The following is a 24,696-nucleotide window of genomic DNA, read 5'->3' on the forward strand; positions in this document are numbered from 1 at the left end:
TAATAGGGTCTGGATTGCCCAAAAGTTAGCGGGTGTTTAAATTTACGTTGAACCGGGTGGGATCAAACAACAGCGCCCAGTTGTTCATGCCCGCCGCTAGTGAGGCGAAAGGCATCACCACGCGGGTCATATAATCAAACGCCTTGCCTACGCGAGGCACCACTTTATTGGGTACATAAACAATGTCATTGGGCCGCAGCGCCAAATCATCATGACGAGGGTCCACGGTGGTGGTGGTCAAATGCCCATCCCCGTCCACCCGGCTAACATAAACTTTGGTGGGCGAGTAAGAAGCCTCTGTGGCCAAATAGCCGCCTGCCTGACCAATGGCCGAGTTCAAATTGGCCGACTGGGCGCCATCCAGCAAGTACAAGCCCGGCTTGTTGACGTAGCCATACACCTTCACTGGTATATCTTTTTGAAATACAGAAGAACCCAGCATCGCCTTGTACTTCTGATCATCCAGCGCATAGGGCGTAGGTAAACTGGGTACTTCCACAGAATCTCCGGCAATCAGGAATAAGTCCTGCTCGGTATTGCCGTTCTGGATCAAATCCAGCACGTTAATCTCGAATGAGGAGCCATCAAAGCGGTTACGCACTCTGACATGCTCTAGATCCGCGTCATACTTCAAGCCGCCCGCAGCCACCAACACGTTGGAGAGCAAAGGCAACTTGCGTTCCATCAACACACCGGGAGAACCGGAACTGCTGACCATCTGCACGCGGGAAATATCGGTGACCATCTCATAAGCGCCAGGTCGTAAAACGCCGCCGGTTACATACACCTGAAAAGGTTTGGTGCGCTCCAGTTTTACGGTCACTTTAGGATCGTTGAGGTAATACTTTAAGCGCTGAGATACATCTTTTTGTAAATCGTCAATGGTGGTACCCGCCACATCAATGGCTCCAAACGGCGCCAGGGTAATATTTCCATCCGGCTGAACCAACAGATTTTCCTGAGAGAATTCCGGGGCGTCGTACACCGAAATGGTCAAAATATCATTGGGTCCCAGTCTGTATTTACGACCGGTAAAGTTGGCCACAATCTGGGCGCTCAACTGCTTACTGGCCGCACTTTCCGCCGAAGGCTCCCCTGCGGGCAACAGCGGGCTGTCAGCCGGTTTGTCCAGCGGAGATTCATAGCTGCCAACCCCAACGGGAAGATCAACAGGCTTTAAGGCCTCCTCAGCATAGCCAAGGCTGGTCCCATTCGAAAAAATGGTGATGGCAGCCAGAAGTGATCCCTGGATGATTTTAGATAGATATACGGTGTAATTTGACATTAAAGATCAAATCCTCATCCTATTTTCTGAGCAGCTGTGAACCCCAACATTAACCGCCTAACATATCCCTTCCTCAATTACACAAGGAGGTACTTCCCACATGCCCAATCGGCTAGTTAGCAATGGTCAACTATCTAGATTATTTCGCAACAACTGGCTGGGTTGAAAAGGAAGCGTGATCGTAAGCAACATTTAGGGCAACAACAGATAAATGGTAACTGCTAGTTTTGTAAAACGAAAACACCCAAAAAGAAAGCATGTAAAGTGGGCTTTCCCAAGGCGAGATTCATTATAAAAGTGCTTTCCAAAGCCAATACCCAAGTCTAATAGGCTTAACCTGCGGTTTCACCCTTAGCCTAATGCATAGGCCCTATAGATGTTACTCCAAAAGAAATTTACAAAATAAAGAAAAATAACAACCACGATCAGAATTAAAGCTTAAACAGTAGAAAACAAACGATCCTCAAAGAAGGTAACCGATTCCGGTTGAGCCATCCGCACCTGACTTGTGGCGTCCTCACCCAGCAAACGATAGTTAAAGCCTGCCTCTTGCCAGTCTTTTCGGCTCAGGGCGTTTCGGGTATCGATGACATTAGGGTGTCGAACCACGGAGGCCACCTGCCTAGGGTTGATAAACCTGAATTCCGCATGATCCACGGCCAACAGCACACAGTCTGAATTTTTAAAGGCCGCCTCTAATCCAGACAACTCGTATTCAAAGTGCTTCACATGCGGATCATAAATGGCAACTTCAATCGAAGGGTTTCGCTGTAACAACTCCAGAATTTTCAGGGACGGCGCTTCCCGCACATCATCCACATCCGGCTTGTAAGTTACGCCCAGCAAGGTCACCTTGGGGTTGGGGATATCTTTGATGGTATCCAGCAAAAGCTGGTAGGTGTATTCCGGCATGGCATCGTTAATATGGCGCGCCTGAGCGATGAGTTGAGCCGTTTCCGGGAATTTTTCCACCACAAACCAGGGATCCACCGATATACAGTGCCCACCCACACCGGGGCCGGGGGTATGAATATTGACCCGAGGGTGCAAATTGGCGAAACGAATGACCTCCCAGGCATTGATGCTCAGCTGAGGGGCAATCTGTGCCAGCTCGTTGGCCAACGCAATATTGACATCCCGAAAGGTATTTTCCATGATTTTCACCATTTCGGCGGTCGTCACATCGGTTAAATGAATATCCCCTTCCACAAAAGTGGCGTAAATCTCACGGGCCTGTTCAGCCGATTGTGGCGTTAAACCGCCGATAATCCGAATGTTCTGTATCAATTCTTTAATGATTTTTCCCGGTAATACCCGTTCAGGGCAATGCGCCACCAACAAATCCACCCCAAGCGTCAAGCCGGATTCCGCCAAAATAGGGCACAGGAAATCCTGAGTGGTTCCCGGAGGAGAAGTAGATTCCAGAATGACCAGATCTCCCTTTTTCAGTAAAGGCACAATGGCTCTGGCCACCGCCCCCACATAGGAGAGATCCGCCTTTTTGTCCTCGGTAATAGGAGTGGGCACAGCCAGAATGTAAACATCCGCCATTTGTGGCTGTGAGTAAGCCTTGAGATTGCCGGAGTTCACCGCAGCCTGAACCAGTGTCTTCAAGCCGGGTTCTTCAATATGAATGCCACCTTTATTAATAATATCCACCACCGGCTGCGATACATCGACGCCATGCACCACAAACCCGTTGGTGGCCAAAATACTAGCGGTCGGTAAGCCAATATAGCCCAGCCCTAAAACTGAAATCTCTTTCATTGGGAGCAACCTCAACCAAAATAACTGCTAAAACTTGCCGCTGCATCAGGCGGGCTTAATCATCAGTGCCCTGTCCGTATTCGCTATTGATTAAACACCACAGATTGCAGGTGAGGTCATTATGCAATGCTGCAAAAAGCGCTGTAAACCCGCCAATCGGGTAAGCGGGGTATTACCTAATCTGATACTTCTGATTTAGGAAGGTTATTTCATAAGCGAATCCACAATTGACCCAACACCAAAACTGTATAACAATAAACAGCAGCTAGACGCCGGTTTAAGGAAGGGGTCCGGGTGGTGAGGACGCCGCCTTGAAAGCGGTTGCCCGCAAGGGTTGCAGGTTCGAATCCTGTCCCTTCCGTTTCCGGCTCTGGCCCAGCTGGTCATTGTCATTTTGAGAGAGAGATTTTCATGGAAGATCGTGTGTCAAAAGAACAAAAACTGTTCGCGGCCAAAGATATTGTTGCCAGCTACCTGAAAGGTGAAGGCGGAAAAAACGTCTCTCCTGAGCAGATTGGGCAAATTTTCAGTCAGGTATTCAACACCATTGATGAAACCCTTCCTGACCCTGAAAAACGGCGGGTTGGTCTGGGTTAAAACCCGGTTATTTCTCGTTATTTTTCATCATACATACTCTTTGAAAACGCCGGGGAAAACCGGTGTTTTCTGATGTAAAGCAGGTAGCCAAGCATGTCCACACAGCCCTCATCTCAATCCACCCCCACCGAAGTCCCCAGCAACACCCAACCGTCATTGATTCAAAGCGTTTCCGGTAAAGCCTATTGGATAATGGCTTTGGTGCTAATCGCGGTAATCGGGGCCTATTACTGGGGGGCTATCGATCGCGAATGCCTGGGCTTTACCCATGATGATGGCGTTTACGCCGTGGCTGGAAAATCCTTGGCGTTGGGCAAAGGCTTTAAACTATTGCACGTGGTTGGAGAGCCCGCCCAAATCAAGTATCCCTTTGGCTATCCTTTTATTCTGGCGCTGGTCTGGTTCTTCCAGCCGCAATTTCCGCAAAACCTGCCAGCCCTGTATGCCATTACCATTGCCTTTACGCTGGCCGGGTGCGGGTTGATTTTCGCATGGCTTAAACAGTGTCAAAAACTTCCCGGCTGGCTAGCACTGGCCATTACCGCCATTATTCCCGCCAACTTTTTTTTCATCTATTTTTTCGGGGCCATTATGTCCGAAGCGCCCTACCTGTTTTTCACCATGTGGATTCTGTGCCTGATGCATCAGGCCTCCCTTAAAGAAACACCCCTTTCCGGCACAACCATGCTGAACCTGATTGTGCTTTCCTCCTTAAGTTTTTTAACCCGTGTGCTGGGCGTAGCCCTGATGGGGGCTGTGGGGGTGTGGCTGCTTCTGAACCGGCAATGGAAAAATGCCGCCACTTATGCCGCCGGATGCTTTTTCACCGGCATTTTACCGTGGGTGCTTTGGATAAAACTGAACACCCCCGCCATCAACCCGTTTAATTACCCGCTGGTCAACGCCTATAGCAACTACGGACTCGAATTTTTTCACAACCTGACCACTTCCAACTACTTTTATGGGTTAGGAGTGGCCCTGTTCAGCCTGATTAACAAAATGCAGGAGGTGATGGTTCCGGTTATACCCAACCTGCTCAAAATCTATCCCCAACTTAAGCCAGATACCAGCGTGGCCAGATTGGCCACGCTGGGGGCCTTAACCCTGGCCTACCTGCTATTTGGCTATTATTTACTTCAGGGGGTTAGCGCGCTGCGAAAAAGCTGGAAAAAGGGTCAATTTCAACCTCAAGCATTTTCGGTGCCGGGGCTTTACCTGTTTTTCTATGTGTTAATCATTACCTTGTGGAATTACGAAGATCAGATGTCCCGGTTCCTGACCCCGGTTCTGCCTTTGCTATGGCTTTATTTTTTCAAGCCCTTTGCCCGCTACTTGCCAGAACTGGGTCAAAAGCTTGCTACCCCCCGCTGGAAAGTGGCTGTGGCAACCCTGTGCGCCCTGCTGGTCACTACAGTGGCCCTTTGGCATATTGAGGGATCTTACCGCACCATCTGGGTATCCCGCACCAAGCACTGGGTGGAATCGGGAAAATACCCCTGGATGTGGGGAGAGTACAAGACCACTTTTGAATGGATCAACACCCACCTGCCCAAGGACGCCAAATTGTCGGTGGCCTCCGACGTGGTGTTTTACCTTTACACCGATCGCCCCACTTTTTATACCTTTTATGCCAGCCTGCGGCGTAAAAACGGCAAATTCACCCCGGATTCCATTCCACTGCTAATGCAAAGTCTGGATCATTATGGGGTCAACTATCTGGTGGCGGAACCCCATATGCAGTTCCGCAGCATCCGCTTTCCGGTAAATCTAGTGGCCAAGCAGCTGATGGATTTATATCCCAAGCGGTTTCAGCACGTGTATAAATCCCCCAGAACCAGCATTAACATTTACAAAATTTTGCCGCCAGCCACCCCGGCCCAACCATAAGCAGAGCAACAAAAAAGCCCAAAAAAGATTAACCTGACAAGGCCACCTTTTTGGGCTTTTAAGCTTGAATTTTAAGAAGCCTTGAACGCTGAAAGCTGGCGGCGTTTGCGCTCGGCATGCAGCTCCCGGTAAACGGCGGGCGGCATATGCAAACGATCCAGCGATTTTTTGTAGAGATCCACCGTGCCGTGAAAATCGGTGCCGCCGGTTACAATCAGGCCCAATTTCTCGGCCAGCGAGCAATGAAACTCAATAAGGGCCGGAGAATGGCTGCGGTGGTAGGCTTCCAGCCCACGCAGGCCATAATTCATTAAATCCTGAGCCAGTTCCTCAATAATTTCCAAGTCCCCCGGATGGGCAATCACGGCGATACCACCGCTTTCATGAATGGCTTCCACTGCCTCGTGGGGAGGCACTGTTTTACGACGAACGTAGGTTTCACAACGGGGGTTCAAAAACTTGTTGAAAGCCTGAGAAATGGTGGTGGCTCCACCTTTGGCGATAATGGCCCTGGCCACATGCGGACGCCCGATGGTGCCAATATCACTGGCCTCTTTAATGATGTCCTCGTAGCAAATATTCAAACGGGCCTTGGCTTTCAGCTTTTGGGCCATCTCCTGAATCTGCACCACCCGAGAATTGCGGTGATTTTCAATCACCGCCTGCAGGGTGGAATCTTCGGGATCGATGTAATAGCCCAGAATGTGGATTTCTTTTTCCTTCCACACCGTATTCACCTCAATGCCCGGAATAATTTCCAGATCCAGGCCTTCGGCGGCCTTTTGAGCATGCGCCAGAGACTCAGTGGTATCGTGATCGGTAATGGCAATGGCTTCCAGGTTATTATCCACGGCCAGTTGCACCAGATCCTCAGGGCGAACGGAACCATCCGAAAAGATGGTATGCATATGCAGGTCAATCATGACAAGTCATCCTTAGTCATTGCTAAAAAATCTGTTTTGTCGGAAGCAACGCAGCGCCAGCGGTACCAAAGGGAATGTTCCCATCAGTAAGCCCGGTTAAGGCGCTTACCCGTACCGATACGTTCTGAACGCAATCAGGAACGAACTACTAAACTTTGAAAAAAAGTCATGTCTAAATCACTCTATTACTTCCTTATTGATAGCATAACCCATTCCCGGCCCCGTTTCCAGAGGGTAGCCTCTAAATCGTTCCAAGAGTAGACCTAGACGGTTTAAACCCTGCCATCCCTTCCCACTTAGCGGGCCACGCATTGGCTCACCCCTTAACCACCCTAATCCACTATCCCGCTAGCAAGGTGTATTGTCCCGAATAAAATCCAGTAAGCAGCGTGGATCCTGCAAAATCCGCAGACTCGACACATACTCATCCAAATGCCAAACCCCCTTCTGGTCCTGATGGTTTTTATAAACATCGTAACCCAGCACTTCCGTTTCGTTCAGGGTGCGGCGAGAGCGCAGGATGTACTCAAAGTGGGTCTCCCCCTCGGTTCGTTCGTTCCAGACATCCTCCAGATAAAGCTCAAAATCCGGATAGTGGACATTCACCCACTCCCGAAGGGCATTGAGCTGAACGTAAACATCGGCGGAACTCTCCAGACAGGCTTTCATGGCCTGATAAGCCAGTTCTGAATCGGGGGGTAATGAGGAAAGGGTGTTCATGACCTTTATCTTACCCAAGTTCAGAATTTACTCAAGGAGGGTTGCAAAATGATGGGCCACATCAAAAGAAACAATGACTGGGTGCTTTCAGCCGCCAGCCCACACCGCCCAATATACCGATCGGTAACTTTTGTTTGGACGCCTGTCAGGATTTCAGATATGATGTCAGCCAAAGCTCACTTTTGAAGTCAAATTCATGTCCCCTTCAGACTTATTGACTATTGATGCCCGTCGCACCAAACGCTTTCAATTAATTTCCCCAACCCCAATGAATGGAAACTGTTGAGATGACCCAACCGAATACGAACGTGAACCAATCATCCACCCTGCTGGATGTTCAAGGCTTGGCAGACCAGCGTGGCGTCACCCTGAACCAGGTTGGGGTGAAAAACGTTGAAATTCCGATGCAGGTGCTGCAAAAAGATGGAAAAACGCAAACCGTTCAAGCGGTAGCCACCATGAGTGTGGGCCTGCCCGCCGAACTCAAGGGAACCCACATGTCCCGGTTTGTCATTCAGCTGAGCGAATGGAGCGAAAACAAAACCTTTGGGTTGGATTTAAAAGAGTTTTTAATTGAGGCCAAGCAGCGTTTGGAAGCCCCATCGGCCTTTATTGAGCTTAAATTTCGCTATTTTATGGATAAGGCCGCCCCGGTCAGCGGCCTGAGCGCCCCAATGGCTTATGAGTGCACCTTTAAAGGCACCCTGAACGAACAGGATCAATACCGCTTTATTTTGTCCCTGATGGTGCCTTGCGCCACCTTGTGCCCTTGCAGTAAAGCCATTTCCGATTACGGCGCCCACAACCAACGGGCCGAAATCCGGGCCGATATCCTGCTGGACAGCCAGACTGAGCATCCCATGGTGTGGATTGAAGATGTGATCGCAGGGTTTGAAGACGCGTCCTCCTGCCCGGTTTACCCCCTGATCAAGCGCATTGATGAAAAATTCATTACAGAAAAAGCGTATGATAATCCCAAGTTTGTGGAAGATGTCATTCGGGAGTCCACCCTGTTTTTGAGAGACTTGAAAGGGGTGAGCGGTTTCAATTTGTCGGTCGACGCACTGGAAAGCATTCATGCTCACAACGCCTGGGCCACCCACGCTGAAAACTACTTCCCAGAAATCACCCACGCCTAATCGTTAAACAGTGCGGACGCCAAACCGGAAGCTCCTCACTTCAGGCTACAGAAAGTTCAGTACCATGAAATCGACACCGCAACGTGTAACGGTTATTCGCAGAGCCCGCTTTTCTTCAGCGCACTTTTTACGGCTGCCCGAGTTAAGCGATGCCGAGAATTTTCAGCGGTTTGGCCCCAGTAGCAATGCGCTGGGACATGGCCATAACTATGAAATTGAAGTCAGCGTGTCCGGTCTGGTGCAGCCAGAAACCGGCATGGTGGTGAACCTGAAGGATTTGAAAGTCATCCTGAATGAAGAGGTGGTAACCCCTTTGGACTTCAAAAACCTGAACCTGCAGGTGGATTTTTTCAAAGATCGCCTCACCACGCTGGAAAATCTCTCTCAACTGCTTTGGAGTCGGCTGAAACCAAGGCTGGACAGTATGAATTTAGCGCTGGTGGGCTTAAGGCTGCAAGAAAGCGATGATTTATTTGTGGAATATTATGGCGGAACGGACCAATTACCATGAACGCTCAACCCAACTGGATGTTTTTAACCCGTAAATACGAATTTCCGGCCAGTCACCGGCTTTTTAACCCGGACTGGAGCGATGATGAAAACGCACGGGTGTTTCGTCAATGCAACAACCCCAACGGACACGGACACAACTACGATCTGGAAGTAACGGTCAAAGGCCAACCCGACCCCCGATTGGGGATGGTGGTGGATATTTATGCACTGGATCAGATTGTAAAACGGGTCATTCTGGATCGGGTGGATCATAAAAACCTGAACGTGGACGTGGATTTTATGCAGGGCTTGATTCCCACCGCTGAAAATATCGTTTGGGCCATCTGGCATGAGCTGGCCCCCCACATACCCGCACCAGCCCAACTGGCTCGGTTGCGACTGGTGGAAACCCGTAACAACTTTGCCGAATACCGGGGGGAATAACTTCTCCCGAGATCAAACAGAAAGATCAAGAAGAGAGGTCAGGCAGAGAGGGCTTTACGGCGGGCGCTCGCATGATTGAGAAAGAGCGCTTCTTGCGGTTGCTCTGAATGATGATTGAGCAATGCATTCAGGGTAGATTTTTGCGGGATTTGGTCGCATTTGCGCAACGACTGCTATGCTTGATATATCCCCAAGATAAATAGAGTTGCTTGATGACGATCCTCTTTAAATGTCTCCTGCTTTTTTTGGGACTACTTTCTGTTGCTTATGCTCAAACTCAGCCTTCAAACTTAACCCCCGGGGCTATTATTCAATCCAACACACAGCCTTGGGCCATTCCTCAAAACGCGCCCCCGGAATCGGGAACGCCCACCAACCGTGCCCCACAACGGGATCAACCCGACGATTTAAGCCCGGTTGAACTGGAACAACCCGGTTCCGAAAAACCCATTTCCAGCGAATTATTGATTGAAGTTCGGGACATTCAGGTTGAGGGAGTGACTCTGCTTTCGAATGAGGCCGTAGAAAAGACCATCAAGCCTTATCGTAACCGTGAACTTGCTTTTAATGACATTCAAACACTGGCCGAAACGCTGACCCAGCTGTACGTTCAGGCTGGCTTTGTCAACAGTCAGGTTTATATTCCACCCCAAACGCTGCAAGGCCATACCCTGCGGTTAAAAGCGCTGGAAGTCAAAGTAGGAGAAATCCATCTGGAAGAGGGTACCTGGTTCAAGTCAAAAGCCATCTTGCCCCGCCTTAGTTTAAAACCGGGGGACCCGCTTAATCTGGATCCTTTAATCGCCGGAATCCGGTGGATTAATGAAAACCCGGATCTCAAAGTTCAGGCCCGTCTGGAAAAAGGGAAATCCAGCGGAAGCACCGATGTGGTTCTGAGCCTGAAAGAGCAGTTCCCGCTGCACCTTACACCGTTTTGGGATAATTTGGGCCGGAAAAATATCGGAATTTTCAGGTATGGACTGACCGCCACTCATAACAATATGCTGGGGCTGGGCGATACCAATACCACCTCCGTCAGTCTGGGCAGCAGCTCTTTTGGACTGGTAAACCAGTATGCCTTGCCGGTAGGTGCTCATGGCACCTCCGTGGGGCTAAACTATGCCTATAGCAAAGTGAAACTGGGCGGCGCTTTAAAACCACTGGATATCCGCTCTTCTGCCCATATTTTTAGCCCGTTGCTGCGGCAAACCCTGTGGCATTCTGCCCGAGGCAAACTAGCCGCTGAAATTGCCTTTGATTTTAAAAACCTGAATACAGATCTAGCGGATCAGCCCTTTCACCGGGATCGGCTGCGGGTATTGCGGCCCGGATTCAATGGATTTTTCAATGATCGCTCAGGCCGTACCTACCTGAACCAGGAATTTGGCATCGGATTGAACGTGCTGGGAGGCTCCGAAGGGAATACCACCTTGGCCAGTAAAACAGGCTCTGGCACCCGATTTTTTTCCATGACTGGCGGGCTGACCCGCGTGCAAAAACTGCCCTGGAATACCACCGGGGTTTTAAGAGGCAATTATCAATATAGCCCCAGCCGACTGGTTTCGGCAGAACAGTTCCAATTGGGTGGAGCCTACAGCGTTCGTGGCTATTCCGAAGGCAGACAAATTGGGGACAGGGGCTATGGGCTGAGTGCCGAGTTATATGTACCGGCTTTTCTATTGCCCGAAAAAGTAAAACTGCCGTTTATGAAGCGCCCGCTGGGAAAGATGATTCAAGTAGTGGGCTTTGGTGACTTTGGCCAACTGGTTGTAAACCGGCCCGTGGTTGGGGAAATACCCAAGGCCACCATGTTGGGGGTGGGCGTTGGGCTGCGGATTCAGTTAACCCGCTTTCTGGTCGGGCGGGTAGATGTTGGTTTTCCCCTGATTCGCCAAGGGAATGATGAAAACAGGGCTCGCCTGCATTTTGGATTGCAAAGCAATTTATTCTAAGGGAAATGCAGCCCTCAAGTTTTTGGACAGCTGACCGATACAGCTAGTACAAGATTACCGACCCTCGAATTCTTCCCCTATTTTCCTTCTCAGCGAGACTGCAATTGAAAGGTACCTGCCGGATGATTATTCGCAGCGGACGCAACCAGCATCGCTACATCCAGTTTTCCAATAACCGCATTGTGTGCTTTCAAACCGAGGAAAAAGATCAACCCGGATGGATTTCGGGCCTGGGCTTAAAAAATGCCCTGCCACTGGCGGTAAGTGCCTTGCTGGCCGGTATGATACTAACCACAGCAAACGCCGGGGCGGAACTGCCCACCGGATACCAAACCGTCTCTGGTTCGGCCTCCTTTCAGAACAATGGCAACAGCCTGACCATCAACGCCAGCAACCGGGCCATTATTAACTACAACACCTTTAATATCGGGGCGGGCAATACGGTTAATATTATTTCCCCGCTCAGCTTGCACCGCATTACCGGGGGCAGCCCCAGCCAGATTTTAGGCGCCCTGAACGCCACTGGCAAAGTGTTTCTTATCAATCCCAGCGGCATCTTTTTTGGGGCGGGCTCGCAGGTGAACGTACAAGGGCTGGTGGCCAGCACCTTGAACATTAGAAACGATGATTTTCTGGCCGGGAATTACACCTTTCAAAACGACAGTGACTTGCCAGCGGGCGCTATTGTCAATCATGGTCATATTCAAGCCAGCGAATCCATTGCCATGTTAGCCGGGGCGGTGGAAAACCAGGGATCGATACAAGCACCCCAAGTGAAAATAGCCGTTGGCGACCAACTGACTTATCACGTCAACGAGAATATTGGCATTGATATTACGGTGGATCAAAGCCTGAAACAAAAAGTGCAGGGCTATCAAAACGCCATTCTGAACCAGGGCAGTATTACCGGGCAAAATATCCACCTGCAAGCCAAACTGGCGCAATCTTTTTATGAAACCACCGTGAACAATACCGGCATTATCAAGGCCACCGGATTTGCTCAGGATGCCAGCGGGCAGATTGTGGCCATTGGCCAAACCGATGACCATACCGCCGTGGTTCAAAACGCTGGACAATTGCTGGCCAATGGCTCGGACTTGAACCCCAATGGGGGCCATATTTTACTGGAAGGGGACACCACCGTGAACCGGGGGCAAATTCAGGCCATCGGTATTGAGGGCGGCCAGGGTGGCACGGTTCACATGCTGGGAGATGCGGTTCAGACCCTCTCCGGGAGTGATATCAGCGTATCAGGCCCTCAAGGGGGCGGTACGGTTTTAATCGGTGGGGATTATCAGGGTACAAACGCCTTGATTCGAAATGCCCTGTTTAATTACAGCGATGCGGACACTCTCATTACGGCCAATGCCTTAAAGCAGGGCAACGGGGGCAAGGTGATTTTATGGGCCGATAAAAACACCCTGTTTCAAGGCAACATTGAAGCCAAAGGCGGAGCAGAAAGCGGAAACGGCGGCTTGGTAGAAACCTCTGGATATAACCTGCTACAGGCCACCGGGTCGGTGGATGCCAGCGCGGCCAAGGGCAAAAGCGGACAATGGTTACTAGATCCCAATAACATTACCATTCAAAATGCGGGGGTCGAAACCAACGTCACCTCATCGGGAACCAACCCCATTACCTATAACACCAGCAACAATACCGCCATTGTAACGTCTGGTACCATACAAGCGGCGCTGAACAATGGCACCGATGTCACCATTCAAACCTCTACCGGCGGCACCAACAGCCAAGACGGTGATATTACCATTGCCGAAGGCACCACCATTGCTAAAACCACCGGCGGCGATGCCACCTTGACCCTAAAAGCCCATAACTCCATTATTGCCAGCGGAACGTCGCTTAGTAAAGTGACCATTAGCAGCACCAATAACAAGCTAAACCTTGTACTCAACAGCAATAGCGATGCGGTTGACTCGGGGGCCATTGCGCTAACCCATACCAATATAACCACCAATGATGGCAGCATTACCATGGGTGGGGGCACCAACCCCTTAACCACCAATGCCATAGGAACCACTACCCATTTGGTGGGCATCAAACTAGACAATACCAACCTGACCGCAGCTGCTGGTAATATTTCACTTCGTGGAGAAGGCTCCGCCAGTTCAACCACCAGTCGTCACGGTATTGAGTTAGTCAATACATCTCAGGCTATTACCACCACTGGCAACTTAACGGCATTCGGCAAAAGTAGCGGCGGCACAACTACAAATCATGGAATATTCCTCAATGGGTCCAGCGCCAAACTAACCACTCAAACCGGCCTGATATCCCTAACCGGGGAAAGTGGGGTTGGCGGCAGTGGCATTTTCATCAATGCGGGGCAAATTACCAGCAGCGGTACCAGCGCCGCCGGTGCCATTACGCTCAACGGAACAGGCATGGGAATCAGTAGCACCGCAGCAACCGGTATTACTTTGCTGGGGAGTGCCGGAAGAATTAATACGGTTTCGGGCAATGTATTTTTAACGGGTCAAGGCAGTCTTAGCACCGTCTCTGCTCCATCCAGTATGGGCATATACATGGACACTGGAAGCCAAGTCAACAATACAGGCGATGGAACCATTACCCTCCATGGTACAGGGGGGACGGGCACCAACGCTTTATCTGGGGTTCGTTTCGCAGGCGGAAACACTACTGGTATTAATAGTGTCAATGGCAACATCTCCATCACCGGCCAGGGTGGATTATCGGCCGCCGGTAATACCAGCATAGGCATTGATTTTAATTCAGGAGGCACAGTTAGAAGTACAGGCAATGCAACCATTACCCTCCATGGCACCGGGGGCGGCAACCCTTTTGGAAACCTTAACCATGGCATTTCTCTATTTGGCGGAAACAGTGTAATTACTTCACTTAATGGCAACGTTCAACTAACGGGCATCGGTGGAGGCGGAGCGGCCGGCTCCAATCAAGGTATTTCCATTGCCGGTGGGGGTCGAGTTTTAAGTACAGGTAGTGCTAACATTTCCTTAAGCGGACTTAAAGGAATTGGAGCCTTGTCTTACGGCTTATTCACAAATAACTCAGGCACCAATGCCATTGGCAGCAATACAATGACCGGAAACATAACCCTGGCTGCCAATGACTACAGTTTTACCCCGACCTTTCTAGCCTTAAGAACATCTGGCCAGATCACGTTTAAGCCTTACACCTCTTCTACCAGCATTGGTTTAAACGGCGGCGCTGGCAGTTTGGCTTTGGGAAATACGTTTTTAAACTATATTGATCGGGCCACCGTTACTCCCAGCAAAGTTATTTTTGGCGATTCCAGCGCTGGCAGCGGGGCGGTTACTATTACAGGCCCCTGGGACACCTCTGCCTACAACATGCCGCTGGAAGTGTATGGCGGCAGCATTACAACGGGCAGTATTAATAACGGTAGCAAAAGTATTTTGCTACGGGCTTTATCGGGGGATTTAACGCTAAACGGTGGTACCACCCTAACCAGCACCGCTACGGGCAACGCCATTGTACTGGCCGCCGGTAATAATCTCATTAACAGCGCCGGGGCTTCCGCTTTAAGCGCTGCCAATGGGCGCTGGCTGGTGTATTCCAGCAATCCGGCCAACAACACACTGGGGGGCTTAACCGGCTTTACCAAGCGCTATAACCGTACTTTTGGCGGCAATGCCCCCGGCACCATCGCCGAAAACGGGAATGTCATGATGTACAGTCTGGCTCCCACCTTAACCCTTAGCGCCGATAACAATAACAGGCTGTATGGCGCTGCCAACCCAACCTTTACAGGGGGCTTATCTGGCCTGTTGGTGGATGGAGACACGCTGGGCAGCGCTGTCAGCGGCAGTGGTACCTTTAGCACCCTGGCAACCAGCGCCAGCGATGCCGGTGACTATGCCATTTCAGCCAACTTAGGCACGCTAACCTCCGAGCTGGGCTATCAATTCAATATGTCCCCCGGCACTCTCACCGTGAACCCGGCGGCGTTAACCGTAACCGCCGATAACGCCAGCAGAGCGTACGGGGCCAGCGACCCCAGCTTCAGCGCCAGTTACTCGGGCTTTGTACTTGGCCAAAACAGCAGCGTGCTGGGCGGCAGTCTGGGATTCTCCACCCCGGCCACCAGCGCCAGCAACGTGGGCAACTACGATATCACCCCATCCGGGTTTTCTAGCAGTAACTACGATATTAGCTACGCCAACGGCACCCTCGGCGTGAACCCCGCCGCCTTAACCGTCACCGCCGATAACGCCAGCCGACTGTATGGAGCCAGCAACCCCAGCTTCAACGCCAGTTACTCGGGCTTTGTACTGGGGCAAGACAGCAGCGTGCTAGGCGGCAGTCTGGGCTTTTCCACCCCAGCCACCAGCGCCAGCAACGTGGGCAACTACGATATCACCCCATCCGGTTTTTCTAGCAGCAACTACGACATTAGCTACGCCAATGGCACCCTCGGCGTGAACCCGGCGGCCTTAACCATAACCGCCGATAACGCCAGCCGACTGTACGGGGCCAGCAACCCCAGCTTCAACGCCAGTTACTCCGGCTTTGTACTGGGACAAGACAGCAGCGTGCTAGGCGGCAGTCTGGGATTTTCTACCCCCGCCAACAGCGCCAGCAATGTGGGCGACTACGATATCACCCCCTCCGGTTTTTCTAGCAGTAACTACGACATTAGCTACGCCAACGGCACCCTCGGCGTGAACCCGGCGGCCTTAACCGTCACCGCCGATAACGCCAGCCGACTGTATGGGGCCAGCAACCCCAGTTTCAACGCCAGTTACTCGGGCTTTGTACTGGGGCAAGACAGCAGCGTGCTAGGCGGCAGTCTGGGCTTTTCAACGCCAGTAACCAACACCACGGCAGCAGGCGTTTATAGCCTTACCCCGTTTGGACTGAGCAGCACCAACTACGCAATTTCCAACGTTGCTGGCGATTTTACCATTCTGCCAGCAACCCCAGCACCGCCACCGGCCCCCCCCTCATCACCCACAGTCACCACTACCAGTAATGGCACTTTGGTGCAAAGCGCTGTTCCCTACCTGTTTAGTCCCAGTCAATTTTCAGCCGCCAACTTCAGCCTGGGTGGCGAAGGTTCTCAGGGGCTGATGAATACAACCAGTATGCCCTATGCCCAATCTCAGGATTCCCAGCCTACCATCAACAGGATGCTCACCCAAACTATCGCCCCGCAGGATCTTTCCAGCTTAAATGCCGATGCGGAAAACCCCGCCTATCAACCCACCGAAAATCTTAATCAGAACTGGTGGGGTAATGTGTTTGAGATGATGTTCAAAGGAAACCCATCCAAGCCTGCCAAAAAATAAAGAGCCAAATTTAACTTTAACCAATCATTGAATTGGGCATCCATTTGCCAGCGCTTTTGCTTAAACCCCGTCCACAACAGGGTTTAAAAAACGCTGAAAAAATGGTGAATTTCAAGCTTTAAACCGCACCCCATCGTGGGATGTTTTTAGTTTGTTTTTATGGTTCAAAAGAAGCTTGCAGCAACGGAATGGTAAGGCTTTGTTTTTTTCGTTTAAAGTGCTTGCAACTAGAAAGCGTTTTAATTACACTTACGTTTTGTTTTTAACCGTTTAAGAGTTCCACCTTCACATCCCGGATCACGTTTCTTTGGATATTTCAAATGACTCAAAAACGCTTGGCCACTGGCGGCTTATTAACCAAATTACAAGCGGTTTCATTCCTGCCAAACAGTCATCGAAGGCCATTTACAAAAATAAGGGTTCTCTAGCAACAAATGAAAACCCACTGTTTTAATATAAACAAGAATCCAACCGGGACAAGGCAAAACGCACCAGGTGGACATTTAACGGGACAATAGGCTTTATTAAATATATCAATTTGACACCTTACGGGGAGGACTCAGGTACTTATGGTCGTATCAAATACCGGCATTCACCCTGCCGCTCACAACAACGTCGCCCTTCAAACGCAAAACGACAGCATTCCAACCGATCTGGGCATGGATATGGATGAGGCGATGGGCTACTCCGAACTGGAAAACGTTAGCAAAGCGGCGCTGGTGCGTGTGGAAGTCAATCAACTACCTCGGGAAATCCCCGATTTTCAAGCCCCCGGCGCGACCAAAGACACGTTAATCGCCGAATGGCTCAAAAACTGGATTGTGGCCTCCCTGCAAAACCACACCGTCACCGAAAACCACCTGCTGCCCAAAAAAGCGGAAATTGCCGCCTATCTGGGGGTTAGCGTCGGCACGGTGCAAAACGCCATTCGTTATATTGAAGATGAAGGCCACGTGGAGTCCAAGCAACGCATTGGCACTCTGGTTCGCAGTGTGGACAGCTCTGGTCAGCGCATGCGCAAGCAAACATCCAAGCGGGATCAGGCCGTGGTAGCCATCAAGCACTTTATTGTGGAACAGGGCTTTCAGCCGGGGCAAACCTTGCCTTCGGCCCGAGAAATCGCCAAAACCATTCTATCGGCTCCAAACACCACCCGGCTGGCTCTGGAATTCTTATCGGGAACCGGGATTTTAAAAAGTCTGGGCAACCGGGGCAACAAAGCCAACTGGGCATTGCGGGTCATTCCCGATATTGAGTCCGAAAGCCTGTGCGCCATTGAATCGGAAACATTGATTGACCAACTGGAACGGGATTTGAAAAAACTGGTGGCCGAAAACTTTGAAACCAACGACAAACTCCCCTCGCATCTGGAGTTGTCGGATCTGTTCAAGGTGAGTATTAAAACCGTGCATGACGCCATGCGCCGCCTGGCCGAGCAAGGCATTCTGCGCTCCAAACGGGGACGCTACGGCACCTATGTGGTTCGTAAACCGGATGCCACCAAGCTGGCCCCCATGGATACCAGCATCTTTGTCCCTGCCGAGGAAGTCAGCTTCTACAACTACGAAAAAGTGGAGCAGCATCTCAAAACGCTCATCCGCCAAAGTTATAAAGTGGGCGATAAGTTACCGGCCATGGGTATCCTGTCCAAGGATCTGGATGTCAGCAGCAACACCATCCGCAAGGCGCTGCAAAATTTAGCCAAGGAAAAAATGGTCAGCTTCTCCCGGGGGCGTTACGGTGGCACCTACGTCACCCGCATTCCCGAAGGACGGGAAGAGGAATCGGGCAGCGAAAAATCCTTTACCTGGGTATCCATTAACCCGGATACGGTTAAGACCTACCGCACCGGCAAAACGCCCGTTCATAGCTAAATCAGCGGAAAACTTCAAAAAAACGGACTCTCAACGGAGTCCGTTTTTTTAGGTTTTATTTTTTTGGATTTTATAGGCGCCTCCACAAAGCAGGGACAACGCCTCAAGCAAGTACGATGAGATTACGGCAAGGGCTGATGCAGGAACGGCTTGGCGTTTACGCCCACGTAATCGGCCACAATTTGGCCTTCGCCTCGCAGTTTGTACTTGTAAATCACCAGTCCTTCCAAACCCACTGGCCCACGGGCATGAGTTTTAGCGGTACTAATGCCAATTTCCGCACCCAGGCCAAAGCGAAACCCATCCGCAAAACGGGTGGAGGCGTTGGCGAACACACAGGCCGAATCCACGGCGTTCATAAACCGCTCCAGCGCTTCAGGGTCTTTGGCGGCAATGGCATCGGTATGATGAGAGCCATACTGGTTAATATGCCCAATGGCGGACTCCAAATCGGCCACCACTTTAATGGCCAGGGTTAAATCACCATACTCGGCGCGCCAATCCGCATCGCTGGCCGGTTCAATCTGTGGCAATATGGCTCGGGTTTGCTCACAGCCTTTTAAGGCAATCCCAGCCTGATGGGCCGCTTCAGCAAAGCGAGGCAAATACTGAAGCGCCACGGCCTGATCCACCAGCAGGGTTTCCAGCGCGTTGCAGGCGGCGGGGTATTGAATTTTGGCGTCGATGGCCAACGAAATGGCTTGGGCCAAGTCCGCACTGGGGTGAATGTAGAAATGACAAACCCCATCCGCATGGCCCAGCACCGGAATTTTAGTGGCCGCCATAATGGATTGCACCAACTGATTAGAACCTCGTGGAATGATCAAATCCACATATTGCGGATAGTTCAACATTTCCTGCACCGCTTCACGGCTATCCAGCAAGGTGGCCCAGCCAGCAGGCAAAAACGGGCAAGCCCGATTTAGCTCGGCAACCAGCCCCATAAAGGCCTGATTGGAATACACGGCCTCTCGACCGCCTTTCAACACCACGGCGTTACCACTTTTTAAAATTAAAGAAAGAATTTGAGGAATGACATCCGGGCGAGATTCAAAAATAATGCCAATCACGCCCAGCGGCACGGTCTGCTTTTCCAGTATCAGGCGCTCATCCAGCTGGGTGCGAGAGAGTACCTGTCCTGCCGGATCGGGGAGTTTGATCAAATCCCGAATGCCTTGGGCCAACTGCCTGATTTTGCCCTCATCCAGCTTCAAGCGCTGGTAAAGGCTGGTGGTTAACCCGTCTTTTTCAGCCTGGGCAATATCTTTCTGGTTTTCAGCCAGCAACAATGCGGTGTTCCGCTCAATAATGACCGCAAATTGACTCAAGGCCTCATTTTTTTGGGCGGTAGAAAGCGTCGCCATGGCCAAAAAGGCATTTTTGCTGCCCTGTAGCGTTATTTCCAGTGGATTGACCGATTGGGTGACCATAACCATTGCTCCTTAAACGCCATATTCCTCAAAAATCACCAGATTGTCCCGATGGACGATTTCTTGTCGCTCCAGCACCTTGCCATCCGCGTCAAAACCCAGTCGATCGGCAATTTTTTCACTTTGCAGCCCTTTAATGCGCTCAATTTCATGCGATGAAAAATGCGTCAGTCCCCGCCCAATTTCGACGCCCGTTTCATCCAGAATACGCACCACCTGCTGGGCAAAGAAATCACCTTGCGCCCCAACCACCCCAATGGCGAGCAAGCTGGCCTGTTTTTCCACCAGCGCTTTTCGGGCGCCAGCGTTCACCACAATCGCCCCGTGATACCCGGAAGCCATGCCAATCCAGCGTTTTTTGCCGCTCAAGAAGGACGCCTGAGGGAGCACCAGTGTACCGACAGGCTCCGGTTGCGGGGCCAACAAAGCTTCCAAAGGTTGGGGAGAAACCCCAGAGGTGATGAGGGTATGCACCCCACTCAGGGCCGCCATGCGGGCCGCTTCCAACTTAGAGGACATGCCGCCTCGTCCCAGCAAGGATTGGCCGGAGGCTTCGATTTTCTGGAAGTCCTGAAAATTCTCAATGCGTGAAATGCGCTGAGCGTTGGGGTTGGTAAAGGGGTTGTCGGTATAAATGCCGTCCACGTTGGTTAAAATTACCAGCAAATCAGCGTCCAGCTTACTGGCCACCAGGGCAGACAACATATCGTTGTCCCCAAAGCCTTTGGTATAGCTCTCTTCCTGCAACTCCATGGTGGAAGTGGTGTCATTCTCGTTGATAATGGGAATGGCTTTAAACTTGAGCAGGGCTTCCAGGGTTTGCCGCAAGTTCAAATAATGCTTGCGATCGGCAAAGTCGGTGGCGGTTAACAGCACCTGCGCTGTAATCAGGCCGGATTGCTGAAACAAATTCCGGTAAGCTTCCATCAATAAGTTTTGACCCACCGCCGCACAAGCCTGCTTATCGTTCAGGCTAAGCGTTCCCGTTAAATGCAAGGCTTGACGCCCCAAACCAACCGCACCGGAAGAAACCAGAATAATTTCCTTGCCCTGGGCAACCAGTTGGGCGCACTGACGGGTTAACTCGGCCAATCGCTCGGTGGCAAAACGTCCCCCGGAATCCCCGGCCAAATCAATCACCACCTGGGTTCCCAGTTTAATGACAATTCTTTGGGCGCTGAGTAGTGGCTGATTGAGGGTCATGGCCGGTCCATCATAAAAACAAGTGTGTGCTTATAAAAAAGAAAACCCGCCCGGTTTTTGCCTGAAGCGTGAAAAGGGATGGGGGTTCCTGATTCTCATTGTATGCCACGCTTCCCCGCATCGTAAAGCAAGCCGACCATTGATAAAAGGTTTTTCTGACGCTTTAAACCCACTGATCTAAATCAGGGTGTCCAATACTCGGCGCTTGCGGGGAATCAAACCAAAATCAAACACTTTGCCCTGATCGGAAATAACCCGGTAACTCAAACCGGCAGGTGTGTTTTCAAACAACATAAAATGATTTTTCTTAACCACGCCCGCACCCTCTGGCACCCCTTTTTGAGGGAGATCCAGCTTGCCCCCACCGGCCCCACTCACCATGTAGCGAACCCCGTTTATCCCCACCGGCGCTTCATAATGGTGCTCGTGCCCCGCCAGATACAAATCCACCTGATGGCGGACCAAAATATCCGACAGCTTGCGCTCCAGGGTTTGTTGAAACAGCAGCCGCTTGGGCTTGGCGAAAGCGGCTTTAGAGAATAGCGGGTAATGGCCCATCACCACCTTCATGGAGGCATTGCTACGGGCCAAAGCCTCCTCCAGCCAAAGCGACTGGGCCTTGTCCCTTTGGGCGAAAGCGGCGGGATTGTGATCAAACCCATTCAGATAACCCGGTAGCATCACGGTAGTATCCACCGCGAAAATTTCCACATCCGCGCCGGGAGAACCCATTTTAAAACTGTAATAGGGCGGCACCCCCCAATAGGCTAACTGCTGATTGCCAAAGCCCGCTTTCACATCGTGATTGCCCAAAACCGGGAAAAATTGAACGCCCTGTCGCCTTAAATTTTGATAAGGCTGGGTAATTCGTTCATCAAACAAAGCCGGTTCTCCAGCGGGATAAACATTGTCGCCCAACACCAAAACCTGATTAAACGGCAATTGTTGTCGCCATACCTCCATTTGCCGGGATATGTTATATTGGGCAGCATCGCCGGTTCCGGCGTCGCCAATTACGGCAAAACGATTTTTTCCCGCCGAGGCATGAAAAACAGGAGGCTGAAAAATCGGAGCCTGAAAAGAAAAAAGGTCCGCTGGAAGTGTTCCAGACGAACCCAGAGAATGTTCACCTTCCGTTTGGGACTTTGCGGAATTCGCACCATTCAAAGCATTAAAACGCAACCCCGGTTTCTGCCTTAAATCTGGCCTTAAAAAAGGCCAAGGGGCGTTCATGGGGTTCATGGTAGCGGCCATAAAAACAATAAACCTTAGGGTGGTAGGCGATGGTGATCACTCACATCGCTTACGCCTTATTATTGGCAAAACTGATGACAACGGAATGACAAAAAACCGCCATTCTTAAAAATTTGAAAAATAAGCATTTCAAATTCGCCGTCACCCCAATCATGCCATGGCCGATTTTAATTTCAAAACCATACGCATTTCCGTCGGGATTCCAACCCAAAAATCACACAGCCCAAGCACTTTCAGGAATGATTTGCAAAACCGTAAATGTTCCCTTATGATGAACCCGTTCACTGTTAAACCAGTGACGCCACAATTTCATAACCATCTATCGGGGTGTTGGCCTTTTCGGCCGACTGAGATCATCGCTCATTCGATGAAACCCGTCAAACCTGATCTGGGTAATGCCAGCGGAGGGAACTAGAATGACATCATATTTTTCAGGCAATTTATCAGCGCACTCAGCCCCCTTGGCATGCTTGCGGGGATTTTCGGACAGTAAAGGCCTGGGGGCCTTTGGGAGCAGCCGCCTCAAGCGGCTTTAATTTGAATGTGAAAAAACGGCCGCAAGCGGCTTTAAACCAGTTGCAATCAGTGGGTATTTAAATTGAATCTTTAAATTAGGTGTTTCATATTGAAGGAGAGAGTTTAATGAGCGTCACCGAAGCCCTGTTAACCCAGGTTGGGGTCACTACCGAGCCCTTGCCCAATTCCAGCAAAAAATACCAGACCGGCAACCTGCACCCGGAAATCAGAGTGCCTTATCGGGAAGTGAAATTATCCCCCTCCAAGGCGTTCAACAGCGACCAGCTGATTGACAATGAGCCGGTTGTGATTTACGACACCTCCGGCCCTTATACCGACCCCGATGTAGTCATTGATGTCAGCCGGGGACTGGCCCCCATTCGCACCGGCTGGATTGAAAAGCGCAACGATACCGAATTATACGATCGGCAAATTAACGCCTTTGGCGGGAAAAGCCAACTGAATGTTTCCAGCTTGCAGCGCCAGCCCCGCAAAGCCAAAACAGGCCAAAACGTGAGTCAAATGCACTATGCCCGTCAAGGCATTATTACCCCCGAAATGGAATTTGTGGCCCTTCGGGAAAACTTGCGCAACCAAGCGTTAAAAGAAGGCTTGATTGATCTGGAGCGCAAAAGCCGCTTAAAGGGTAATGCGTTGGGGGCTACTATTCCCCATGAAATCACCCCGGAATTTGTGCGCTCGGAAATTGCCCGTGGGCGGGCCATTATTCCAGCCAATATCAATCACCCGGAGCTGGAGCCGGTGATTATCGGTCGGAATTTTCTGGTAAAAATCAACGCCAACATTGGTAATTCCGCAGTGTCCTCCTCCATTGAGGAAGAAGTGGAAAAACTGGTGTGGTCCAGTCGCTGGGGGGCGGATACCGTCATGGATCTCTCCACCGGCAGCAACATTCATGCCACCCGCGATTACATTTTGCGAAACTCACCGGTTCCCATTGGCACCGTGCCTATTTATCAGGCACTGGAAAAAGTGGATGGCAAAGCGGAAGATCTGACCTGGGAATTGTACCGGGATACCTTGATTGAGCAAGCCGAACAAGGGGTGGATTACTTCACCATTCACGCCGGGGTACTGCTCAAATATGTGCCGCTTACCGCCAACCGCATGACCGGTATTGTGTCCCGTGGGGGATCGATTCTGGCCAAGTGGTGCCTGGCCCACCATCAGGAAAATTTCCTGTACACCCATTTTGAAGAAATTTGCGAAATCATGAAAGCCTACGATGTCAGCTTTTCGCTGGGCGATGGGCTGCGTCCGGGTTCTATTGCCGATGCCAACGATGCCGCCCAGTTCGGGGAACTGGAAACACTGGGCGAACTGACCCAGATTGCCTGGAAGCACGATGTGCAAACCATGATTGAAGGGCCGGGCCATGTGCCAATGCACATGATTCAGGAAAACATGGAAAAGCAGCTCAAACAGTGTGATGAAGCGCCTTTCTATACCTTGGGGCCACTCACCACCGATATCGCTCCCGGTTACGATCACATTACCAGCGGCATTGGGGCGGCCATGATTGGCTGGTTTGGCACCGCCATGCTGTGCTATGTCACCCCCAAGGAGCATCTGGGCCTCCCCAACCGGGAAGACGTCAAAACCGGCGTGATTACCTACAAACTGGCCGCTCACGCCGCCGATTTGGCCAAAGGTCATCCATCGGCCCGCTACCGGGATGACGCCCTGTCCAAAGCCCGGTTTGAATTCCGGTGGGCCGATCAATTTAACCTGTCGCTGGATCCAGAAACCGCCCGCTCCTTTCACGATGAAACCCTGCCCGCCGATGGGGCCAAAGAGGCCCAATTCTGCTCCATGTGCGGCCCCAAGTTTTGCTCCATGAGCATTACCCAGGATGTTCGGGAACTGGCCGAGCAAACCGGACA

General features: G+C 51.1%; 15 protein-coding genes, 1 tRNA gene, 1 pseudogene and 1 riboswitch. Of the genes and pseudogenes, 10 read left to right on the plus strand and 7 right to left on the minus strand.

Annotated features, from left to right (window positions below):
- Nucleotides 1–25: 25 nt before the first annotated feature.
- Together ACEW81_RS02065 and ACEW81_RS02070 are read right to left on the minus strand one after the other, a co-directional pair.
- Nucleotides 26–1,285: a polysaccharide biosynthesis/export family protein gene (locus ACEW81_RS02065; RefSeq protein WP_373531303.1), complete on the minus strand. Its 1,260-nt coding sequence runs from the start codon at nt 1,283–1,285 to the stop codon at nt 26–28.
- A gap of 438 nt (nt 1,286–1,723) precedes the next feature.
- Entirely contained in the window at nt 1,724–3,052 is a 1,329-nt protein-coding gene (locus ACEW81_RS02070; RefSeq protein WP_373531304.1) for a nucleotide sugar dehydrogenase, read from the minus strand.
- Nucleotides 3,053–3,333: 281 nt separating this feature from the next.
- On the opposite strand from ACEW81_RS02070, the gene ACEW81_RS02075 reads away from it, so the two are divergent.
- From ACEW81_RS02075 to ACEW81_RS02085, 3 genes are all read left to right on the plus strand, one after another.
- Nucleotides 3,334–3,413, plus strand: a tRNA-Ser gene (locus tag ACEW81_RS02075).
- A 50-nt stretch (nt 3,414–3,463) separates the two neighbouring features.
- Complete coding sequence (locus ACEW81_RS02080) at nt 3,464–3,649, plus strand: hypothetical protein (protein WP_373531305.1); 186 nt, start codon at nt 3,464–3,466, stop codon at nt 3,647–3,649.
- Between the two features lie 93 nt (nt 3,650–3,742).
- Nucleotides 3,743–5,536 (plus strand): hypothetical protein, encoded by a 1,794-nt coding sequence (locus ACEW81_RS02085; protein ID WP_373531306.1) that lies wholly within the window; start codon nt 3,743–3,745, stop codon nt 5,534–5,536.
- A gap of 71 nt (nt 5,537–5,607) precedes the next feature.
- Here ACEW81_RS02085 and ACEW81_RS02090 read toward each other — a convergent pair whose 3' ends face one another.
- Together ACEW81_RS02090 and ACEW81_RS02095 are read right to left on the minus strand one after the other, a co-directional pair.
- Nucleotides 5,608–6,459 carry a PHP domain-containing protein gene (locus ACEW81_RS02090; protein WP_373531307.1) on the minus strand — a complete coding sequence of 284 codons (852 nt, stop codon included), beginning with the start codon at nt 6,457–6,459 and terminating at the stop codon, nt 5,608–5,610.
- Nucleotides 6,460–6,807: 348 nt separating this feature from the next.
- Nucleotides 6,808–7,179, minus strand: coding sequence for a hypothetical protein (locus tag ACEW81_RS02095; RefSeq protein ID WP_373531308.1), 372 nt, complete (start codon nt 7,177–7,179; stop codon nt 6,808–6,810).
- 287 nt (nt 7,180–7,466) lie between these two features.
- Here ACEW81_RS02095 and folE2 point away from each other — a divergent pair, with 287 nt between their 5' ends.
- The 6 genes from folE2 (at nt 7,467) to ACEW81_RS02125 (ending at nt 18,389) form a co-directional block, all read left to right on the plus strand.
- Nucleotides 7,467–8,318: a GTP cyclohydrolase FolE2 gene (gene folE2, locus ACEW81_RS02100; protein ID WP_373531309.1), complete on the plus strand. Its 852-nt coding sequence runs from the start codon at nt 7,467–7,469 to the stop codon at nt 8,316–8,318.
- A 64-nt stretch (nt 8,319–8,382) separates the two neighbouring features.
- Nucleotides 8,383–8,829 carry a 6-pyruvoyl trahydropterin synthase family protein gene (locus ACEW81_RS02105; RefSeq protein WP_373531310.1) on the plus strand — a complete coding sequence of 149 codons (447 nt, stop codon included), beginning with the start codon at nt 8,383–8,385 and terminating at the stop codon, nt 8,827–8,829.
- Nucleotides 8,826–9,254 carry a 6-pyruvoyl trahydropterin synthase family protein gene (locus ACEW81_RS02110; protein ID WP_373531311.1) on the plus strand — a complete coding sequence of 143 codons (429 nt, stop codon included), beginning with the start codon at nt 8,826–8,828 and terminating at the stop codon, nt 9,252–9,254. The genes ACEW81_RS02105 and ACEW81_RS02110 overlap by 4 nt, the downstream gene beginning before the upstream one ends.
- A gap of 212 nt (nt 9,255–9,466) precedes the next feature.
- Nucleotides 9,467–11,206, plus strand: coding sequence for a ShlB/FhaC/HecB family hemolysin secretion/activation protein (locus ACEW81_RS02115; protein WP_373531312.1), 1,740 nt, complete (start codon nt 9,467–9,469; stop codon nt 11,204–11,206).
- 122 nt (nt 11,207–11,328) lie between these two features.
- On the plus strand, nt 11,329–16,515 hold the full coding sequence (locus tag ACEW81_RS02120; protein WP_373531313.1) for a beta strand repeat-containing protein: 5,187 nt from the start codon (nt 11,329–11,331) through the stop codon (nt 16,513–16,515).
- Nucleotides 16,516–17,084: 569 nt separating this feature from the next.
- On the plus strand, nt 17,085–18,389 hold the full coding sequence (locus tag ACEW81_RS02125; protein ID WP_373531314.1) for a GntR family transcriptional regulator: 1,305 nt from the start codon (nt 17,085–17,087) through the stop codon (nt 18,387–18,389).
- Between the two features lie 122 nt (nt 18,390–18,511).
- On the opposite strand, the gene ACEW81_RS02130 is transcribed toward ACEW81_RS02125, so the two are convergent.
- From ACEW81_RS02130 to ACEW81_RS02140, 3 genes are all read right to left on the minus strand, one after another.
- On the minus strand, nt 18,512–19,819 hold the full coding sequence (locus ACEW81_RS02130) for a glutamate-5-semialdehyde dehydrogenase (protein ID WP_373531315.1): 1,308 nt from the start codon (nt 19,817–19,819) through the stop codon (nt 18,512–18,514).
- Between the two features lie 12 nt (nt 19,820–19,831).
- Nucleotides 19,832–21,022 (minus strand): glutamate 5-kinase, encoded by a 1,191-nt coding sequence (gene proB / locus ACEW81_RS02135; RefSeq protein ID WP_373531316.1) that lies wholly within the window; start codon nt 21,020–21,022, stop codon nt 19,832–19,834.
- A 177-nt stretch (nt 21,023–21,199) separates the two neighbouring features.
- On the minus strand, nt 21,200–22,276 hold the full coding sequence (locus ACEW81_RS02140) for a metallophosphoesterase family protein (RefSeq protein ID WP_373531317.1): 1,077 nt from the start codon (nt 22,274–22,276) through the stop codon (nt 21,200–21,202).
- Nucleotides 22,277–22,589: 313 nt separating this feature from the next.
- Nucleotides 22,590–22,704, plus strand: a riboswitch (TPP riboswitch).
- A gap of 214 nt (nt 22,705–22,918) precedes the next feature.
- Here ACEW81_RS02140 and thiC point away from each other — a divergent pair.
- Nucleotides 22,919–24,694: pseudogene (gene thiC, locus ACEW81_RS02145) on the plus strand (phosphomethylpyrimidine synthase ThiC); the annotation flags it as partial.
- Nucleotides 24,695–24,696: the final 2 nt, after the last annotated feature.

The sequence above is a fragment of the Vampirovibrio sp. genome (genome assembly GCF_041737375.1).
Taxonomy (GTDB): Bacteria; Cyanobacteriota; Vampirovibrionia; order Vampirovibrionales; family Vampirovibrionaceae; genus Vampirovibrio.